The organism is Acinetobacter sp. NEB 394 (genome assembly GCF_013374795.1).
GTDB lineage: Bacteria > Pseudomonadota > Gammaproteobacteria > Pseudomonadales > Moraxellaceae > Acinetobacter > Acinetobacter johnsonii.
In genome coordinates, this window is the sequence record NZ_CP055277.1 from 1,823,282 (window position 1) to 1,843,268 (window position 19,987).

The 19,987-nt window shown below is 39.8% G+C and carries 20 protein-coding genes and 2 pseudogenes; 10 read left to right on the forward strand and 12 right to left on the reverse strand.

The window, feature by feature from the left end:
- Positions 1-103: 103 nt before the first annotated feature.
- The 5 genes from HUK62_RS08695 to HUK62_RS08715 form a co-directional block, all read right to left on the reverse strand.
- Positions 104-433 carry a multidrug efflux SMR transporter gene (locus HUK62_RS08695; protein ID WP_159128315.1) on the reverse strand — a complete coding sequence of 110 codons (330 nt, stop codon included), beginning with the start codon at positions 431-433 and terminating at the stop codon, positions 104-106.
- A 17-nt stretch (positions 434-450) separates the two neighbouring features.
- A complete protein-coding gene (locus HUK62_RS08700; protein WP_176537637.1) occupies positions 451-1,335 on the reverse strand; it encodes a hypothetical protein in 885 nt (294 codons plus the stop codon).
- Positions 1,332-2,342: an isopenicillin N synthase family oxygenase gene (locus tag HUK62_RS08705; RefSeq protein ID WP_176537638.1), complete on the reverse strand. Its 1,011-nt coding sequence runs from the start codon at positions 2,340-2,342 to the stop codon at positions 1,332-1,334. The genes HUK62_RS08700 and HUK62_RS08705 overlap by 4 nt, the downstream gene beginning before the upstream one ends.
- A gap of 72 nt (positions 2,343-2,414) precedes the next feature.
- Positions 2,415-3,296 (reverse strand): ABC transporter ATP-binding protein, encoded by an 882-nt coding sequence (locus HUK62_RS08710; protein ID WP_176538465.1) that lies wholly within the window; start codon positions 3,294-3,296, stop codon positions 2,415-2,417.
- A gap of 14 nt (positions 3,297-3,310) precedes the next feature.
- Positions 3,311-4,255: an ABC transporter permease gene (locus HUK62_RS08715; RefSeq protein WP_176537639.1), complete on the reverse strand. Its 945-nt coding sequence runs from the start codon at positions 4,253-4,255 to the stop codon at positions 3,311-3,313.
- A 185-nt stretch (positions 4,256-4,440) separates the two neighbouring features.
- Here HUK62_RS08715 and HUK62_RS08720 point away from each other — a divergent pair, with 185 nt between their 5' ends.
- From HUK62_RS08720 to HUK62_RS08745, 6 genes and pseudogenes are all read left to right on the forward strand, one after another.
- Entirely contained in the window at positions 4,441-4,809 is a 369-nt protein-coding gene (locus tag HUK62_RS08720; protein WP_004693046.1) for a hypothetical protein, read from the forward strand.
- 3 nt (positions 4,810-4,812) lie between these two features.
- Positions 4,813-5,226 (forward strand): hypothetical protein, encoded by a 414-nt coding sequence (locus tag HUK62_RS08725; RefSeq protein WP_176537640.1) that lies wholly within the window; start codon positions 4,813-4,815, stop codon positions 5,224-5,226.
- A 127-nt stretch (positions 5,227-5,353) separates the two neighbouring features.
- Complete coding sequence (locus tag HUK62_RS08730) at positions 5,354-5,605, forward strand: hypothetical protein (protein WP_125281650.1); 252 nt, start codon at positions 5,354-5,356, stop codon at positions 5,603-5,605.
- Positions 5,606-5,638: 33 nt separating this feature from the next.
- Positions 5,639-6,094: pseudogene (locus HUK62_RS08735) on the forward strand (zeta toxin); the annotation flags it as partial.
- A gap of 86 nt (positions 6,095-6,180) precedes the next feature.
- Positions 6,181-7,313, forward strand: a protein-coding gene (locus HUK62_RS08740; protein WP_223235881.1) for an IS3 family transposase whose coding sequence is annotated in 2 segments (ribosomal slippage) — positions 6,181-6,433 and positions 6,433-7,313 — 1,134 coding nt in all. Because the reading frame shifts where the segments join, the coding sequence is not laid out codon by codon here.
- A 63-nt stretch (positions 7,314-7,376) separates the two neighbouring features.
- Positions 7,377-7,649: pseudogene (locus tag HUK62_RS08745) on the forward strand (zeta toxin); the annotation flags it as partial.
- A 190-nt stretch (positions 7,650-7,839) separates the two neighbouring features.
- Here HUK62_RS08745 and HUK62_RS08750 read toward each other — a convergent pair.
- Complete coding sequence (locus tag HUK62_RS08750) at positions 7,840-9,129, reverse strand: transposase (RefSeq protein WP_176537641.1); 1,290 nt, start codon at positions 9,127-9,129, stop codon at positions 7,840-7,842.
- Positions 9,130-9,498: 369 nt separating this feature from the next.
- Here HUK62_RS08750 and HUK62_RS08755 point away from each other — a divergent pair, with 369 nt between their 5' ends.
- The 4 genes from HUK62_RS08755 (at position 9,499) to HUK62_RS08770 (ending at position 12,215) form a co-directional block, all read left to right on the forward strand.
- Complete coding sequence (locus HUK62_RS08755) at positions 9,499-9,915, forward strand: YeeE/YedE thiosulfate transporter family protein (protein WP_126036574.1); 417 nt, start codon at positions 9,499-9,501, stop codon at positions 9,913-9,915.
- 2 nt (positions 9,916-9,917) lie between these two features.
- Positions 9,918-10,340: a DUF6691 family protein gene (locus HUK62_RS08760; protein WP_078426329.1), complete on the forward strand. Its 423-nt coding sequence runs from the start codon at positions 9,918-9,920 to the stop codon at positions 10,338-10,340.
- Positions 10,337-11,206 carry an MBL fold metallo-hydrolase gene (locus tag HUK62_RS08765; protein WP_176537642.1) on the forward strand — a complete coding sequence of 290 codons (870 nt, stop codon included), beginning with the start codon at positions 10,337-10,339 and terminating at the stop codon, positions 11,204-11,206. Before HUK62_RS08760 ends, HUK62_RS08765 begins: the two co-directional genes overlap by 4 nt.
- A gap of 235 nt (positions 11,207-11,441) precedes the next feature.
- Entirely contained in the window at positions 11,442-12,215 is a 774-nt protein-coding gene (locus tag HUK62_RS08770; RefSeq protein WP_176537643.1) for an alpha/beta fold hydrolase, read from the forward strand.
- On the opposite strand, the gene HUK62_RS08775 is transcribed toward HUK62_RS08770, so the two are convergent.
- From HUK62_RS08775 to tssH, 6 genes are read right to left on the reverse strand one after another with little or no spacing between them, the layout of a single operon-like run.
- Entirely contained in the window at positions 12,216-13,184 is a 969-nt protein-coding gene (locus HUK62_RS08775; protein ID WP_176537644.1) for a M15 family metallopeptidase, read from the reverse strand.
- Positions 13,181-13,780 (reverse strand): hypothetical protein, encoded by a 600-nt coding sequence (locus HUK62_RS08780; RefSeq protein ID WP_176537645.1) that lies wholly within the window; start codon positions 13,778-13,780, stop codon positions 13,181-13,183. Before HUK62_RS08780 ends, HUK62_RS08775 begins: the two co-directional genes overlap by 4 nt.
- An 11-nt stretch (positions 13,781-13,791) precedes the next feature.
- Positions 13,792-14,589, reverse strand: coding sequence for a type IVB secretion system protein IcmH/DotU (gene icmH / locus HUK62_RS08785; protein ID WP_176537646.1), 798 nt, complete (start codon positions 14,587-14,589; stop codon positions 13,792-13,794).
- An 11-nt stretch (positions 14,590-14,600) separates the two neighbouring features.
- On the reverse strand, positions 14,601-15,965 hold the full coding sequence (tssK, locus tag HUK62_RS08790) for a type VI secretion system baseplate subunit TssK (protein WP_176537647.1): 1,365 nt from the start codon (positions 15,963-15,965) through the stop codon (positions 14,601-14,603).
- A 5-nt stretch (positions 15,966-15,970) separates the two neighbouring features.
- The gene (tssA, locus tag HUK62_RS08795) at positions 15,971-17,101 is read right to left on the reverse strand and encodes a type VI secretion system protein TssA (protein WP_176537648.1); all 1,131 of its coding nucleotides are present in this window, start codon (positions 17,099-17,101) and stop codon (positions 15,971-15,973) included.
- A 21-nt stretch (positions 17,102-17,122) separates the two neighbouring features.
- Positions 17,123-19,795, reverse strand: coding sequence for a type VI secretion system ATPase TssH (gene tssH, locus HUK62_RS08800; protein ID WP_176537649.1), 2,673 nt, complete (start codon positions 19,793-19,795; stop codon positions 17,123-17,125).
- Positions 19,796-19,987 lie beyond the last annotated feature (192 nt).

Below are 19,987 nucleotides of genomic sequence, written 5' to 3' on the forward strand. Positions count from 1 at the left end.
GAAACTAAAAGCCCAAGTTAACTTGGGCTTTTTTTGTATGAGTGTGTTTAAAAAGCAAAGAAAGATCTAATGTTAAATAAAGAGTGGATTTTAAGGCATGTATTTATAAATGCGTACTTTTAGAAAACACATGAATAATCACGATGCCGATAATCATAAAACTTAAACCAACAACCGCCGCAAAGTCGAGCTGCTGCTTAAAGTAAATCCAACCGACTGTAGAAATAAGAATAATGCCAGCACCTGACCACAGTGCGTAAGCTAGCCCCATAGGGATGGATTTAAACGTTAGACCTAAGAAAAAGAGTGCAATTGCATAACCGATAATGGTTAAAACGATAGGTAAAGGTGCAGTGAAACCATTGGTCGCTTTTAATGCAGAAGTCGCGAGTACTTCTGCAATCACGGCAATCAATAAATAGAGAAAAGCCATAGCTTATTAAAGTTCCCTTACGCAACCACAGTTGCATGATGCATGAGGTGATGTTGTTCTTGTTTCAGCCAATGCTGACTGTCCGCCGTGGTCGATGTTACATTTTGAAAAGTGTATTCAGGTTCATACACATCCACGACGAACACCAGCTGATATGCTTCGCCACCGATCAATTTACGCTGTATGAGGGTTTCAGTATCAAAGACTTCAAAACCGTCTAGAATGAGTTGTTGTTGAGTCGCTTGAGTGCAGCTTGAATATTGAATGAGCTGATCCTGAGTTGAAACTGATACTTCATAGTTTTCAATTTGATTTAAGTCAGAAGGACTTTGCTCCACATAAGAAAGAATCCCTAACGTGTCTATATTCTGTTGAATATGGGGTAAACGTGACTGTGCATATGCCATATGCTCACCGCAGATGATGAGACCGCCATCGAGCGAAATTTCTTGCTGTGTCGATACATGTACAGCTTTGACTAAGCGTAGTCCTAAAAATAAACCCATACTGGCTTGTTGACGCCAGTCTTCAACATACGCATTACTGGGTGAAAACTCCAAAATACAATTGCCAATGCTATGTAGGGTTGCAGGCTCAGGCCACTGGGTATGGTTCTGATAATTACTACTTAGCACCCATGACAGTGATGCATTTTGTGTATCCCAATGCGTATAACCGACCCATGCTTGACGCTCTACGATAGGTGTATCTGTTACTGATTTAAGACGTAGGTCAATGGTGAAGCTCTTGGACTGAAACCAATACACAATCGTATTTTCATCGGTCAGGCCATTGTAAAAGCTAATACTTTTACGTCGAAATGCGCCCATTAAATAGGTTGGCACACTACCTGAAGCAGCTGTGATGGGTTTTAGTTGACTTAAAGTTTCAAATAAATTCATGGTGTGTACTCCATGTTTGACTCAGTCAGACCAAAAGAATAAAGTGGAACGGCATTCTTTAAGGCCAACTCACCACTGGCTACACGCTGTTTTAAATAATGAAAGGTTTGAGCTGTTTGATTAAACAAATGTTCTCCACCTGCCAGTGGCGCATATTTAGGTGGCTCATTTGTATTAATCGGTTGGATGACATAGTCATAGTCACAAGAAAAAAATAAAGGAAAGGAGTAGCGTTCTTGTTGGACTTTTTTGACCCGATGCTTGGTGGCTAAATATTTGCCATTGGACAATATCTCCATCATGTCACCAATGTTCATCACCAAGGTATTTTCAAGTAGGGGAATATCAATCCATTCACCTTGCTTAGTGAGAACTTGTAAACCGGGTGCTGTCGGCAATAATAAAGTAAAGCACTCATAGTCGGTATGTGCCCCGATGCCTTCTGCATCTGTCGCTTGAGGGTTAAATGGATAGTGAATGAGGCGTAATTGACTGGGTGCATGTTGAATATGCACATCAAAAAAGTCTTCTTTTTGCTCTAAAGCCAGTGCAAAACAGCGAAATAGTTGATGACCAATGGCTTTTAAGTGCTGATAGTACTGTGAGATATGGCGTTTAAATGCAGGATCATCCGGCCATTGCGTCGGGCCTAGTAAGGGATAATTTAATGCAGGCCCTTGATAGTCATAATTCACATCATAAGATTCTTTTAAATCATAGCTGTTACTCGAAAACTGTTCTTCACCTATAGGTACATAGCCACTATGGTTCACCGATTTGCCAATATAATTTTGCATTTTCAGTGCTTCATCTTGGGCAAAATAGTGTTCTGCGATGTCACATAACTGTGCAAATAATGTAGGTTGAAATTGATCACCTTTGAGGTAGAGAAAACCAACTTCTTTGCAGGCCTGATCAAGCGCTTGAGCAACTTGCATACGCTCATCTAGATTTGGGCTATTTAAAAGGCTGATATCCACCAGTGGAAGGACATATTTATCTTGCATAGTAAAATCCTCGCGTTGGCCGTCCAACAGTGCATAAAACCTAAGGGTCGTCCCTCAGGCTAGATCAATGAGTTACTTGTGCGTACTAACTTGGGTCATACGTGGAATTTTGGGTAAATCTTCCAGTGCTGGATCAAGTTCTTCTTCTTGTGTATGTACTAAGAAATCGACTCGCTCTCGAAGTTGCTTAAAGGCAGGGCTGGACATCAGTTCAGTGTTTCGTGGACGGGGTAAATCTACTTCAATAATTTCTTTAATTTCCCCAGGATTGGCTTTAAGCGCTACGATACGATCAGCCAGTAAAATAGCCTCATCCATATCATGGGTTACAAAAATAATGGTGATATCAATGTTTTGCCATAGGTCCATTAGGTGTTTTTGCATTTTCTGACGGGTATGCGGGTCAAGCGCACCGAAAGGTTCATCCATCAGTAAAATTTTCGGTTCATTGACTAAAGCACGGGCAATCGCAACACGTTGCTTCATCCCGCCAGATAGTTGATGTGGATATTGGTTTTCATATTTCTCTAAGCCAATAATATTGATCCATTCTCTTGCAGCCGCTTCGGCTGAGGCATGACTTGCACCTTTCATGAGTGGACCAAACATCACATTTTCTTTAACCGATTTCCAAGGAAATAAGGTATAGCCTTGAAACACCATGCCTCGCTCTGGACTAGGGCCTGAAATGGGCTGTCCATCTACTAGCAATTCACCAGAGCTATATGGGTCTAGACCCGCAACAACCCGACTAAAGGTTGATTTTCCACAACCAGATGGCCCAATCACACAAATAAACTCCCGCTTATGAATTTTCAAATCGAGCTGATTTAAAATCGTGCGTGAGTTTTTACCATGCTGAAAAACTTGACTAAGTTGTTTGGCCTCTAAAATGACAGGACGTTGATAAATGTGATCAAAATACTGACGAGCATTGAATTCCGTCATTCTTATATCTGTGGTTTTCATTATTTTGCTCCCGCTTTCCATTTAAACAGATGTTGTCCGAGCTTCATTAAAATCACATCACAGACCAAGCCAATCACGCCAATAATTAAAATCGCAGCATAGACATTGTCAAAGTTCTGATAGCGTGCTTGCTGGGTAATAAACCAAGTGATCCCTGTGGTGGTGCCAATTAGTTCAGAGACAATTAAGTAGGTCCAAGCCCAGCCCAGCAAAACACGTAAATCACGGTAAATATCGGGTAACGCTGCTGGAATGACCACATGAAACAGACTTTTTGCTTTATTCGTCCCTAGGGTATAACCCGCTTCAATCAGCCCGCGGTCCACCATACGCGTAGTATTGGCAATAATCAGAATTTGCTGAAACAGCGTCCCAATCACGATGATGGCAATTTTTGGTGCATCATTAATGCCTAATATGGCAACAGCCAGTGCACCAAAGGCAGGCGCAGGTAAGTAGCGAAAGAACTCAACAAAGGGTTCAGTGAGCTGGGAAATTTTGTTGGAAAAACCACATAAAATCCCCAATGGAATACCAACGAGTGATGCAATAAAGAAAGCACTGAATACAATTTTGATACTGTGCCAAAGACTTTGATGAAACCATGGTGCATCGGCTTGAGCTGGTGGTGTCGTAAATGCTGTCACTAAGGCTGTCGCAACTTGATGAGGTGCTGGTAAATAAATGGGATTGACCAAATTACCTTGTGGCGGTTCAGTGCCTGTATTGATGGCATTTTGCGCTTCGGCATAGAACACACTTTTGTCTACACGGCTACCGACTTGTAAAAAAGAGATACTGCCAGAGTTGGTGATTTGTACCTGTGGATGCCAAATAAAGGGCAAATAACTCACAGCACACCAAATGAGGATTGGTATTAGAAATGATCCAAAGCCCAGCAATATTTTGCTTTGAGGACTGAGTTCTCGTACGACATAACCCATATTTGCTTAGCCCCGATATTACTTTTTTTATAAAACGTAATACTGTTAAGCAAAATGAATGCCACATTTGTAGTGATATTGAGTGTTCACCTGTGTGCTAATTGTTTAAATAAAAACAGCCTTTGACCTAAATATGTTTTAAAATGCGCTATCGATAGATTGACGCTCAAAAGGGGCAGCATCGCATGGCACAAAAGTCACAACAATCTGCATTGAATGAATTGATTGCAGAACAAAAACTACTGTGTGAAGAATTTGACTCGGCTTATGTTGAAGTAAAAGGTGATGATGTCGTTGCTGTTGCTGTGCATACTTTGAATCAAGAACCCATTGTCGGTTTACGTAAAAAGCCAGAAACTGAAGAGAATGTCGCTTGGTTTATCTATGGTGGTGAGTTGGGTGAAGGCCAAGACTTTTTTACAACCATGACTGTACGTGAATTACAAGATATCTTGCCCGATGTACTTCCATACTTGGCTTTAAGTGAAGGTTATCGTTTTATGATTGATGGCGATGATTATGAAGACGTATGGAAAGAAGGCGATGAGTCTTAATACATGAAAAAACAGACATGGACGTTGCTTAGCCTTTCGTTATTTCTATCAGCCCTGAGTTATGCAGAAACAACGAAGCTAACTCAGGCACAGTATGATCAGAAGATGGCTGAATATACAGCAACTGTGAATTCAACTAAAACCGTTTTAGATGCAAAAGATAATCCAGCGACAGCAACAGAAATGAAAACCGCATTTTGTCAGCGTATGGATGCATATCATCAAATTGCTGCGCTATCTAAAGCCAATATTGAGTTAAGTACCGCTTCAGTGATGCTGATGGTGGCCAACCGTTATCTTGATCAGCAAGAAAAAAGCCTGACCGATGCAGGGATGAATGAAAGTGCCTTCTGCCCAACGGCGAAAGCTTTAAAAGTTGAAGATACGAAACGATTAAAAAGTAAAGTAACCGAATAAGACAGCATGAAATTAGTGTAGATATTAAGATCTAATTTATTGTTTCAGGATGCTGTATAAATAGACAATGTTCTCGATTGTGTTAAGATAAATAAAAATCAACCATCGTTTGAGTAGGAGTTGGTGTATGGCAGCTTATACCGACATTAAAGTAGGCAAATATGAGGATGATATGATTCCTAAACTTGCCATTCATGCTTTTCATGATGCTTTTCAAAAAGCAACCACTCGTTCGTCTGTGGTTTATGCAAAAGCTGAACAGTTGGTTGAACGCGATATTCATGGCAATGAAACTGTTTTACAAGACTTAAGTAATGCTTATGTCGATGTAGGCGTTTTACCGACCTTGACACGTAAAAAGAAACACGCAACCGTATAGATTGATATGCCACCTCGACAACCTAGAATAAGAATGTTTGCAGGACCGAATGGTTCTGGTAAAAGCACTGTTAAAGATTACCTCTTGCCCCAACATATTGGGGCATATTTAAATGCAGATGAACTGGAACAAAACTTAAGACAGAGTCAACGCATTGATTTATTGCATTATCATCCTTCCTTAAAAGCTTCAGAGTTGGTCACTTTTCTAAAAAGTAAGAAGCGTCCCCAGACGGGACAGTTCGTGGCCTTACTTGCGCATGAACCAATTGTGCTAGATGAATGGAAGATCGAGTTTAAAACCAATGAAATTGATTCTTATCTCTGTGCACGCATTATTGACTATATCCGGCTTGAGTTTCTGCGCTTAAAAGTCAGTTTTACTTTTGAGACAGTCATGTCACATATCTCTAAAGTTGAGTTTCTCCGAGAAGCGAAACGTCAGGGTTATAAAACCTATCTATATTATGTCTCAACAGTAGACCCACAGAGGTGGATCAGGAAATTTGAACAACACTTATAAGTGATATTTTGCTCCCCAAATGATGTTATAAACATCAATATATGGAGTATTTTATGGCACGTAGACCAAGAAGAAATCATTCAAATGATTTTAAAGCTAAGGTAGCACTTGCTGCGATTAAAGCAGAAAAAACACTTGCTGAATTGAGTGCTGAATTTGATGTTCATCAAAACCAAATTATCGACTGGAAAAATCAACTGATTTCAGCTTCCTCGCAAGCTTTCGATCAATCAAAAGCTCCAACAGAACCACCCATCGATCTAAAAAAACTACATGCAAAAATCGGTGAGCAGGCATTAGAAATTGATTTTTTAGAAGGTGTGTTGAAGAAACTGGGCCGCTTCAACCACAAAAGTTAATCGATGACTCACTTCAGATTTCAGTATCTAAGCAAGCTCAGCTGCTGAAAGTCTCCCGTGGTTGTTATTACTATCGCCCAAAACCTGTGAGTGCATCAGATCTGAAGCTAATGCGGTGTATGGATGAGTTACATATGCAATACCCTTTTGCAGGTAGCCGGATGATGCGTGATTTGTTGAATCGTCAAGGACATCATATAGGACGACGTCATACACGTACTTTAATGAAGAAAATGGGCATTAATGCGTTATATTGCAAACCAAATTTAAGCCAGGCTAATCAAGCTCACCGCAAATATCCATATCTGCTCAAAGGATTGGCTATTCAGCGCAGTAATCAAGTGTGGTCTACGGATATAACGTATATCCCTATGGCAAAAGGCTTTGTTTATTTATGTGCTGTGATTGATTGGCATAGCCGCAAGGTACTTGCGCATAGAGTATCGATTAGTATGGAGGTTACATTTTGCATAGAAACATTAAATGAAGCTATTGAAAAATATGGTCGACCTGAAATATTTAATACAGACCAAGGCAGTCAGTTTACCAGTGATGCATTTATTGATGTATTGAAATCAAATGGCATTCAAATCAGTATGGATGGTAAAGGTCGATGGGTTGATAATGTGATGGTTGAACGATTATGGCGGAGCGTTAAATATGAAGAGGTGTATCTCAAAGCCTACAGCAATGTTTTGGATGCGAAGAAGCAATTAAACGCATATTTTGAATTTTATAATTTGAAACGACCTCATTCGAGTCTGGACAAAATGACTCCAGATGAGTTTTACTATGACCAGCTACCACAACAAAATAAGGTAGCTTAACTAGAGCAGAGTATCACTTATAAATAAGCTTTTAGTTGTTCAAACATGTGGGACCACCTCTCACAAATCAATATTGCCCGAGTCAAGTATCGCGTCAGTGTGGGTGGCCATCCTGTTCCTGAGCAGAAAATTATTGAACGTTACTACCGTAGTATGGATCTGCTCATGCAAGCAGTAGAGTGCTGTGATCGAGCCTACTTGTTTGATAACTCTTCTGACGGTATACAAGCGTCTTTTCTTGCTGAAATTGAAGCAGCTGAAACCTTAAAAATGAATGCCGCCGTGTCTAAGCTCCCAAGATGGTTTGCAGAACGCGTACTATCAGAATTCCAATAAACGGCTCAGAAAAAGATCGGGCTATTTCATCACTTTTCATGTGTATACCTACATAAAAATATATTCAAAAGTCGTAAATGTGTTTTATAAACCCAGAATAATACTCATGATGTAGAGATGTACCTCTAACTCTATTCAGTTTCTTTAAATGAAAACTATTATGAAATAATACGAGATAAGTTAAGTATTTCTAATCTAAAAAAGAGCTGAATACAAAATCCCTCGGGGATATATCATAGGTATCTACACATCTTGATGTACCTAATGCAATTGTTGCGATTTCATTCAGTTCATCTATTGAATATTCTGAGAGCAGTTGAAGAGTGTTCAGTAAAATCGAAAGTCCTGCCAATATTGCAGGTGCACTTTCCAACTTACCTCTCTTCTGCTGTCGGCCTGAAAGACGGGCCAGAAATATACGAATTTTCTGATTTTGTTCATCTTCAGAACGCTGTATTCGCCAAGTCAGTACACACGCCATACTGCTGATCAGGAGCCGTCTTAAAATCGCTGCAGGTGTGGTCTGAAGCCATGATTCAACGTCATGGCCTGCCTGCTTCAGAAGCTTGAAATAGCACTCAATTGTCCAGCGCCAGTAATACCAGGTGGTTAATTCTACCGCATCAATCTCTGAAGAAACATTGCTGATCAGCGACCATCTCGCGACTGTTTTACCTTGAGCATCTTTCACCACAGCAACAATTAATCTGGCTGTAACTGCCTTGCCTGGCTGGGGAGCAACCCGTTGGCCTAAATCATCTTTTCTCTTCGGTTTTGCTGCACGCGTTATCCGAATATCGGTTTCTCCAACATGCAGCATATGCCTGTTTCCTTTATAAGCAATCGGCTTAACTTGCTGAGTTACTACTTTTTCTGCGACTTCTGCAACTTTGTAGGTTTCCCCTTGATGCTCAATCCGATGGCTTTCTTTGGCCCGAATCAACCATTTGAAACCATGGCTGCTGATTTCCCTCAAGTGGGCAATCGAGTCTCCTTCACGGTCAATGATATGGACTTTTGTTTTCTCAATCGGATACTGTTCAATCGTTTTGATTTGTTCTGCGAGTGAGTCCAAATGGGACTTGCGCTCGCTGTATTGTTCACTGAATGTGGAATAACAGCCGGATGCATCTGTTAGCGTCTGAGCTAATGGCGCAATTGGGAGCCCTGATGACGCATCGACAAGTAAACTGCTTTGCAATTCATAGCCTGAATTCGCCTCTGTTCTTTGAAGACGCTGAACCTTATGACTGTGCTTCACATACTGCAGTTGAGACCAGTCATGAACGATTAATGCATACTGATGCGGTGATGTCTTGATCTGTTCGCATGCAAGAAGCTTAATCGGCTGGTTTAATTGACTAAAAGAGATTTTATTATTATTCAGGAATCGCCAAACAGCCTGTGTAGTTGAGAAACTCGACTTTTGGGTAGAGGCCAGGTCTTTGATTGCGGGAGCAAGTGAAGCAAGAGGATTCATATAGAGTTTTACAAGGCTGTTATAACGTTTGACAAGACGCTGATCCAGACCAGAGATGTTAAATTGAAGAGCATGCTCTTCAATTTAACGCAAAGCTCGGAAATTGTGTAGATACCTATGGGGATATATTCAAGCTTTTTACGTTATTGTGAAGAATAACTATGTAAAAGAAATGCTTTAAGGTGTTATCTAAAAGACTAAAAGCTTCGATAACGAACAGATAGTAACCATTCAAATATCTAAATCTAGATGCAAGGGCCCGTAAACAGTGGTCATAGACGTGCATAGCATCGATAGATACAAAGGGTACTTGATTATTTTTTAATTAAATATATTATAAAAACATATATTGTTTTAGGGTGCTTACCAATGCATGATTTTGCGTGGTCTTTTATAGGTGGAATATTACTCGGCATCTCCGCCGTTGGATATTTATATACCAATGGGCGGATTGCGGGAATCAGTGGTCTGGTCTCTCAAGTTTTAAACTTAAAAGGGATTATAAATACGCCTGCACTGTGGTTTTTATTGGGCCTGTTCATTGTTCCGTTTATATATGCCGCTTTTGTTCAGCCAGAGATCTATATTGAAGCTACACCTTTCATGTTAATTATTGCGGGCGTATTGGTAGGTTTTGGAACTCGCTTAGGCTCTGGTTGTACCAGCGGGCATGGTATTTGTGGTATCAGTCGCTTATCCAAACGTTCAATCATCGCTACAATGAGTTTTATGTTTGCAGGCTTTATCACTGTGTATGTTGTCCGTCATATGCTTGGAGCAATCTAAAAATGAAAAATGTTTGGGCATTCATTTGGGGTGGATTATTTTCAATTGGTCTCATGCTTTCAGGAATGTCGAATCCTGCGAAGGTGATTGGCTTTTTAGATATTTTTGGGCACTGGGATGCCAGTTTAGCTTTTGTGATGATGGGTGCAATTGCGGTTGCATTTATTCCTTTTCAAAAAGCTGTACGTCAGCCAGATCCAAAAACGGTTTATGGTGAAGCCATACAACTTCCTAAAAATACGAAAATCGACAGAAAACTGATCTTCGGAAGTCTGCTATTTGGTATAGGCTGGGGAATTGCGGGAATTTGTCCTGCGCCGAGCTTTACTTTGATTGGACTGGGTTATTATCAAGCGATCTATTTTATAATTGCGATGTTTGTCGGTGTACTGCTACATCGTAAAGTAATGGAGAAAATGCCATGATGCAAATTGCTCAAGTAAAAGCATTCTTTGATTCGGTGAGCAACACGTTTAGTTATGTGGTGAGTGATCCCGACACTCAGCGCTGCGCCGTGATTGATAGTGTGTTGGACTATGATGCAGCATCGGCAACGACTAAAACAGAGCAGGCTGATTTAATCATTGCTTATATTCAGGAAAATAGCCTAAGCGTAGACTGGATTTTAGAAACGCATGTTCATGCAGATCATCTAAGTGCTGCACAGTATTTAAAGCAAAAGCTAGGTGGAAAAATTGCGATTAGTCATAAGATTGAGATCGTACAACAAACTTTTGGTGAGATTTATCACTTAGATATTAAAAGTTTAAACGCTACGCAGTCCTTTGATTATCTTTTTGCAGATCACGAGACTTTTTTGATAGGCAACATAAAAGCATATAATATTCCGACACCAGGGCATACACCTGCGTGTCTCAGTTATGTCATTGGTGATACTGTTTTTGTGGGGGATACTTTGTTTATGCCTGACTATGGAACAGCACGTTGTGATTTCCCAAAGGGGAGTGCGGCGGCTTTATTTGACTCAGTGAAGACTTTGTACACATTGCCAGATCAAATGCGGATGTTCTTATGCCATGACTATTTACCCGAAAGTCGTGATCAATACCAATATGAAACATCGGTTTATTCGCAAAAGCATAAAAACCTTCATATCAATACTACAACGGAAAAGGCCGATTTTGTCGAGATGCGAAACCGCCGTGATACAACGTTAAGCATGCCCAAATTGATATTACCAGCAATTCAAATCAATATGTTTGCAGGCAAGTTCCCTCAACCAGAAGACAATGGTATTTCTTACTTAAAAATTCCGCTGAATTATTTTTAAAATAAAAAGGTAGCAAGACTTAAGGTCTTGAGCATTTTCTCATCTGCCTAAAATTTGATTCAAAAATTTAAGCTGATATTAGGAACAATACATGTACACGATGTTTTTAAATTTAGCCTAAGCAAATCCCTATTCAAAATAGCCTAAGCAAATTTTTGATGAAACGCAAAAAGTCATTTGATTTATTTCTATTAAAAATTCAATATCTATAGCAATCAAATAAAGTAAGTTTCATATGATCCTAAATCATCAATTTCATCAAAATGAGCAGTCAGCTGCAAAAACATTGGTCTTTGTTCATGGTTTATTTGGCAGTTTAAGTAATTTAGGTATGTTGGCTCGGGAATTTTATTCAAGCCACCATGTATTACAGGTAGATGTGCGTAATCATGGCTTATCCTCACATTCAAATGTTATGAATTATGAGGTAATGGCAGCTGATCTAATTGAAACTTTAGATGAACTCAATATCGAGCACTTTTCTTTGATCGGGCATTCGATGGGGGGAAAGCTGGTGATGAAAGTGACCGAACTCGCAGGAGATCGACTAGATCAACTGGTGGTATTGGATATTACGCCTATTGCTTATAAAGAAAATCATCATGAGCAGATTTTTAAAGCGCTCTTTGCAGTACAAAAAGCAGATATTGAAACACGTCAGCAAGCTATAGAAATCATGCGTGAATATCTCAAAGAAGAAATGGTGATTCAGTTTCTCTTGAAATCTTTTAGTAAAGGGAAGTGGTTGTTTAATGTGGATGCACTGTATCAGAACTATGCCCAAATTTTGTCATGGGAAAATATAGAAACATGGCATAAGTCTGCATTGTTTATACGTGGTGGAAACTCACCTTATGTAGAAAAGCCAGAATATATAGAAGCTATCCAATCGCAGTTTTCTCAAGCCCAGATTCAGACGGTGGTAGATGCTGGACACTGGTTACATGCAGAGAAAACTGCGCAAGTTCTGCAAATCATCACTCAATATTTGAGTCAGCCTTCAACCTGATTAACTCAAATTCGCAGCTGAAAGTTGTCCTTCAGAGGTCAGCTTTTCAGCCATTTCCGCAGTTTTCTTTAAGTTCGGCATTCGATATTCAGTATGGCCATAGTCTTGGATCGACTTCCAACGTCCGCCCCAAGTTAAACCTACAGATTCTGCAACTTCACCATAGAGCTGATAGCCACGCATCGCCCATGGATCTCGTTCAGAAATAACGACTTTTCCATCCCGCTTAAATGCGACATCCGCCGCCAAGCCAAATTGATGGTAACTCTGATAACCACGTGCCAAAGTCGTATTTTTATTGCTGGCTAAAGAATTCTGACGCTGCGGACTACGATAGCCTTCCAGTAAAACCAGTTCGTATCCATGCTGCTCACGCATTATTTTAAATACCATCAGTAGACGTTGTTTATAGCGTGGGTTCATTTTGTGCCACTTACGATCAGCTGTTGCTAAATTGTCATGTGAATGAGTTGAATGAACATCCTGAATACTTGGATCGTAGTTCAAAGCACTGGCTTGAATAGAATTATTATTAAGATCCGCTTGCTCAAGCAGACTTGCTTCAACTATGGCCGCAGCAACTAAGGATTCTTCGATCTCTGGTGGCGGAGACAAAATTTGTCCATCAAGTAGGGCATAAATTTGTGGATCCGATTGTCTTAAATAATCCGCTTCAATTTTAGTGGGCGTGATTGGACTGGTAAAAGCAAACATTAAGATGCTAGCAAATAAGAATAGACCCGCAACCAATATCCACCACTGTTGAATATGCCAATGCGATTGCAATTGCTCGGGCGCAGCAGCATGATTTATATGCTGTGCAAAATGACGAGCGGATTGAAATCTTTTTTTTCCTTGAGGAATTAACCCGACAAAAAAGCCAACAAATTTTGCTCTGAGTTCGTAGGACAGTGCCAAACCTAGTCCTAGTGCCAGGATTAGAAAAAGCGAAAAAAGAGCATAAATCATAGTCTGATAGTAGCTGGCATTGGGGCTTCGACGGTACGAGTTGTAATTTTGGTTTGTACACTACCTGTGGGAGATTCTTCGGATTTTTCCACAGCCTGTTCTGCTTTGGTTACTTTGTCGTGATTTTTATCTTTCGGTGCGGCCGAACTTTGCGTTGACGAGTTTTGTTTCTTATTTTCTTTTGGTAAGGGCTGCGGACTAGCACTCTTCATCGATGGTGCAGCAACTGTTTCGGTTGGACGAAGAAAAGCTTTGCTTAATTCATCTTCTTTGGGTTGAGGAAAATCAGAAGGCGGCTCAGTTACATTTGAAGGTTGAACACTTTTAGAAGGGATGGCTTTAGTCGCTTCAAAAATAGCTTCGGGTTCCCGCGTCGGGGCTTCATTATCGACTGAGGGTTCAGTGACATCCACGCTAGAACTTTGATTAACCTGTCTTGAATCATTTTTTTGTTGTGCAAAAAAATAAGTAAAACCAAGAGTGGCCATCAATACGACACCACCCAAAAAACCACCAAACGCATAGAGCATAGGCGAAATATTTTTCTTTTTTGTAGACGTCAAAATTTTGACTGAAGTCCGTTTTTCATGAGCCATGGAGTTAGTTCTTAGGGTAAATGAATAGTAATATGTGCCTGTTCTGTTGGCGTAGAAATGACATTTTCATATGTGGCTAAAGAATTCGTACTTTGCTTTGATAACATATAGCGCAAGCCCGCAAAGGATAAGAGTGCGAATACGATTAGAAAAAGTAAAATCCAGTAAAAAGGAAGCTCACGGTGAATCATATGTTTAATTTGATCGGGGAGCGATGCAAAGGGAGAAAAGGCTGCCTTTTTCCCCTTCAAATAGTCAATTTCATCACCCACACGTGCGACCAAATGGTTTAAATTTTCTATAGACTCAATACGGTATCTACCATGAAAACCCAGAAGCATGCAGTAATGATAAACTTCAAGTGCGGCTAATCGACTATTTCCTTTACGGCGTAACTCTTCTAAAATTTCGAAAAAACGATAACCCGCAAGTTGCGAGCCAAATAAACTAAGCTGTAAGGGACTGATCAACCAACTATTTTGTAGCTCGAAAAATTGTGCATCTTGCTGAGTCACAATGGTTTCATCTAATAATGCACAGTAAGCATATTTAGCATCTTGAATATCATCTGATGAAAATTGTAATTTTCTGGCTTGGTTTTCAAAACGGTTGAGTAGGACAATGATTTTTTCGCGGAATTCCGTTGCACTACTCGGTATGTATTTGTTTTTCAATAAAAATACAATATAAAACCCGTCATGGAGTAAGTCGACCAAGTTGGTTGTGCTGGTGACTTTGGCGGTCATGGGCTGAGAAATTGAACCAGTTCCAATTTGTCCATCATCAAAAAGTGAAGGGGCATTATTCATGATTCATTTCCTTAGCCATTCATCACAGCAATCAATTCAACAGCAATATCTTGGAAACCTGCTGGAATATAAATACAAATTGACTCGGCATCCAACATGCGTTGGTATAAGTCATTATTCGGTTCAATTTCAAAGTAACTCACACCAGATCGCACTGGAATAGCGGTTGGAACTTGCATTAAATGATGTAAAGGAACTGCAGGGAGTGCGGCGATGACGCGTTGTTCCACATCTACGGTATTGCCGACTTTAAATCGTAACGGAACCAATTGAATTAGTTCGTGACTTTGCATCATGCTGCTAGAAACAGCCAAGTAAAGCCTTGAATCTCGAGTAATTTTGTCTGACTCTAAACTGCCTAACCAATAGGATGGTCGTGTTTCTTTCAATTGGATACTGATATAGCGGTTTGAAATAATCGTATCTAATAACTCACGTAGAATGACATCGAGCTGACTAAAACTTTCTTGTAAATTATGGTGTTGATAGCGAGGTAAATGATCAACCTCATGAGCCGTTGAAAAGGTCAGTAATGAGCCTGTTAAACGTAATAATTCAAAAAATAGTCGCTCTGGATGGATATGCGGATATTGCAATAAATGATTCAACGTCGCGTGTGCTGTGTTGAGTGCATTGACCAACCAAAATGACACAATGTCGCCAGAGCGAAACTCAATTAGCTTTTGCTCATTTTCTCGATTATTACTTTGAATGGTCTTAATTTTCGCTTTGATGACATTTAAACTGCGTTTCAAACTCAAGATAAGATTTTCAGAAGATTCGATATGCAAGATAGGCGGAATAAAATGACGATCAAATTCAAATTGACCTGAGCTTTGACGTTTAATTTTTGCTAAAGCTAAATACAAAAAACCATCCAGTTCTTGATTCGGTTCTACGTTCGCCTCTAACAAGCGAAACTCTGCACGGCGGCGCAATAAGGTGATATCTGCTGCAGTTGCATCTGTAAATAAATCGTGGGTTGAGGTCAGATAAGAGTGGTAGCGACCAAACTGTGCACTATTTTCAGCGCTCACATTTTTCTTATTGGCTTGTACAATCGGCAAGGCTAAATAAACTAGGATTTCGCCACGTAAATTCAGTTCATCTAATAACACTGGCTCTGGCAGTAAATCACGTGTCGGCGCTTGATAAATTTCGCCATCTTGCCAAATCATACTAATACTTTCGAGGGCCAAGATATGTGTGTGTAACTGAGCCTCATCAAATTGAATATTTTGAATGCCATAGGCAAATGGAATTGTGGAACGAATGGTATGATTCAGACGTTGTTCATGATACGCATCTTGTAATTGAAAATGTTGAGGACGTAAAAATAGACCTTCACCCCAAAGTATTTTTTCTGCTTTAAACATTTAGATTACCAATCGTTTGATTCATTTGCTTGTTGCACGCCCAGTAGTTCTTGGACGTTATGCAGTGGATTTTCGTTTTTAATGACTTGATTTAACCATTCATGTAGTGGCATCTGACTCCACTTGATGGTTTTTTGTAACATATAGCTTACGGGACTATGCGGTTCATTGGCTTGGAAATAGTCAGAAATTTCTTGTAATACCCGCATGGCTTGTTCACGGTTTGCTAAGTGATTTTGTGGTTGAACCTGAAAGCCTTTGGATGGATGGACGGTGTTCATGTCAATCTCTTGTTCTTTGTGCTGGGTAAATGAAAGTGCCTGTGTTGTTATCGTTGCGGCAGCAGAATACTCAGACGTTTGTGTCGCCATTACAGGCTGAGTAAAAACATCGGTTTTGTAGAGCTTTTTTAAACTGGTGTGGATGTTTTCAAGCTGAGTATCAATCGCAGCAAAGCTTGGTGCGTCTAAACCCATTAAGGTATCTAACACACTTTTCAAAACTGACCATTCAGCCAGAATTGCCGAAAAATGTTGATAGTTCTGATATTGAAATGATTTTGATGTATTGAACAAGCTCTGCTCAAATTGTTCCAAAATCTGAGAGCTATTGGCATCATCCGTATAACTTTCGACTTGTTTCAACAAATGGTTTTTTTGTCTCAATAAGGCTTCATAATCACTGAGTGAAAATGAAGGAACATTCACGATAGCGACTTGTTTAATCAGTGGAATCAAATGATTAATTGAACCTTGTAATAAACCTAGACGTTGATCTAAATCTTCTTCTTCAATTTCAGGATGAAGTTGTGTCCAATACTCATTTAGCGTCCGGTGCATAAGCTCTAGGGCTTTTGCGGTGCCTTCGAATCCGTATAAATTTGACCACGCTTCAAGTAACCAGCCCAATAAGCGTAAATCCTTCGATTTTCCCGTGAGGAGCTCGATAGATTTTTGTTCAACGAAATGCCAGTCTGCTTGCTTGGGTTCAGCGACCCAATCGCCTTGATCGAGTAGTGGATCATCCTGAGTTTTTGCAATTTTGATAGCGTGGAATTCATTGGAAAAAGACAAGTCTTGTCCACATAGTTGATCGCTTGAGATAGGAGACAATAAAGGCTCGATTTCTAAGCTCATAATTTTACACTCTATATTCTATTAAATTTGATTCGCTTTCTTTTTAGCAGGATGTTGTTTCTTTTTAGCCGTGGTTTTTTCGACAGGATCTAAAATATAAGTAATTTCATCATCTTTGATATCAATCTGAATAACTTTAGGCAAATGATCTGCTGCCAAAGCCATCAATATTTCTGTGGCTAAAGCAGGCAATATACTGGCATTCAAAATGTGATCAACATTTCGTGCGCCGCTATCGACTTCCGTACAGCGACTTAATAACAGTTCTACCAGTTCCTCTGAATATTGAACTTTGGTTTGGTACTGCTTCTCAAGGCGAGAGGTTATTTTCTTGATTTTATGATGGATAATTTGAACCAGTAAATCATCATGCAGTGGGAAATAGGGAACGATACGCATGCGCCCTAAAAAAGCAGGTTTAAATTGTTTATATAAACTTGGTTTTAACTGCTCTGCTAAGCTTTCCGCGGTTGGCCATGTCTCAATCGGTTGATTCAAACAGGCCTGCATAATGGCATTCGAACCTACATTCGAGGTCAAAATAATGGTGGTATTCTTAAAGTCGATGATTCGGCCTTCACCATCCTCAAGTGTACCTTTGTCAAAAACTTGATAAAAGAGTTCTTGAACATCGTTGTGTGCTTTTTCAATTTCATCCAGTAAAACCACACTATAAGGATTTCGGCGAACGGCTTCAGTCAGCACACCGCCTTGACCATATCCCACATATCCAGGTGGAGCACCTTTTAAAGAAGAAACGGTATGTGCTTCTTGATATTCAGACATATTAATAGTGATTAGGTGGGATTCTCCACCATAAAGCTCACTCGCCAGCGCAAGTGCGGTTTCGGTTTTACCGACACCACTTGGCCCCACCAACATGAACACGCCTTGCGGTTTATTAGGATCATCCAATTTTGCTTTAGATGTTTTAATTCCCTGAACCAGTTGATGTAGGGCAGAGTCTTGTCCCATAACACGCTCAGCCAGTTTGCTTTCTAGGCTGAGAATTTGTTTTATTTCATCGTTGACCATATTGCCCACAGGAATACCGGTCCAGTCTGAAATAATTTCATTAATGATTTGTGCATTAACACGCTCAAACACTAAGGGATTCTGACCTTGTACATTGCTTAATTCTTCACGAAGCGCAGCAATGTCTTCTTGAGCATTATGAGCCGTTGTATCTTGTTGGCGTTGTTTTATCTGTTCAACTAGTGCTCTTTCTTTTTGCCACTGCGTTTGAGTGTGCTCAATTTCACACTCAAGCTGAGCCAGTTTTTGCTTCAAATCGTGCAATCGCTCATGATGAATCGGTAAATTTTTATGCTCATTTTCTAAAATTTCATATTCAAGTTTGAGATTATGTTGTTGAGCAAGTATCTGATCTAACTTTACAGGTTGTGCATTCTGAGTGAGTGCTACACGCGCTGCGGCTGTATCCAGTACACTAATTGCTTTGTCTGGGAGTTGACGACCACTAATATAGCGATGTGAAGAGTGTACGGCTGTGACGATGGCTTCATCATCAATATTTAAATTAAAATGATTGGCCATGACTGGTAGCATGGCACGTAACATATCGATGGCGACATCTTCGGTTGGTTCTTCAACTTTAACGACTTGAAAGCGTCGACTGAGCGCTGCATCTTTTTCAAAATATTGTTTATATTCAGCCCATGTGGTTGCTGCAATGGTACGTAACTCACCACGAGCCAGTGCGGGTTTTAATAGATTGGCAGCATCATTTTGGCCTGCTTGACCTCCTGCACCAATCAAAGTATGTGCTTCATCAATAAATAAAATTATAGGATGCGTGGCAGACTGAACTTCTTGAATCACTTGTTTCAAGCGATTTTCAAATTCACCTTTTACGCTGGCACCTGCTTGTAATAGTCCCATATCAAGCGTATGCAGCTGAACATTTTTTAAAGCATCAGGCACTTGGTTGTTCACAATTTTTAATGCCAAACCTTCAACGACAGCCGTTTTTCCTACACCCGGTTCACCAGTTAAAATGGGGTTATTTTGGCGTCGACGCATCAGGATATCGAGCATTAAACGTATTTCAAACTCACGACCAATAACGGGGTCGATAAGGCCACTTTGTGCCTTTTGGGTCAGGTTAATTGTATATTGATCAAGTGCTGGCGTTTTGTTTTTAGCCAAATGCTGTGCAGGCTCAGTGCTTTCGCTTGGCGCTGTTTCCTGTAAAACGTCTTGTTCAATACTGTTTGAGCATAGGTCCAAAAATTTATGCTTCATTGTATCGATCGGAAACAGTTCAAATTGGCTCGAAGCGCGTAATGCCATTTGATGCAAATCTGGTGCTGTTAAAAGTGCTACCAAAATATGACCTGTTCGAATGACAGGATTTTGTTCGGCTGAAGCAAGTAGCCACGCTTGCTCCAATAAACGAATAATGGATTGAGCAAATATTGGGGTGCGAGTATTTCCTTTAGGCAATTGGGAAAGACTGAGTTGTAAATCCTTAACTAAAAAATCATGGGAAATTTTATATTTTTCAACTAATAAGTGGAGATCATTTGTTTCTTGTTGTTCTAATAATTCAAGAAAAAAATGCTCAATTTCGATTTCATAATTTTGTTGATTAATACAACTATTTGCAGACTTCTCTAGAGCAACACGCGCATGATTAGATAGCTTCTTAATTAATATTTTAAGGTTATTCATATGTAACTCAGTCATGCTTTATAGCAAAGTTTTTACAAGACAAATATGCCAATGGCTATCTGTGTTTTTAGTGTAAATATAAAATTATTTATAAATTAGCATTTTACAAGCCATTATAAATGCTATTTGGCGGGTATTTTATATATATGCCATCATAATACACAAATGAAATTTAGATAAAAAAGGAGATAT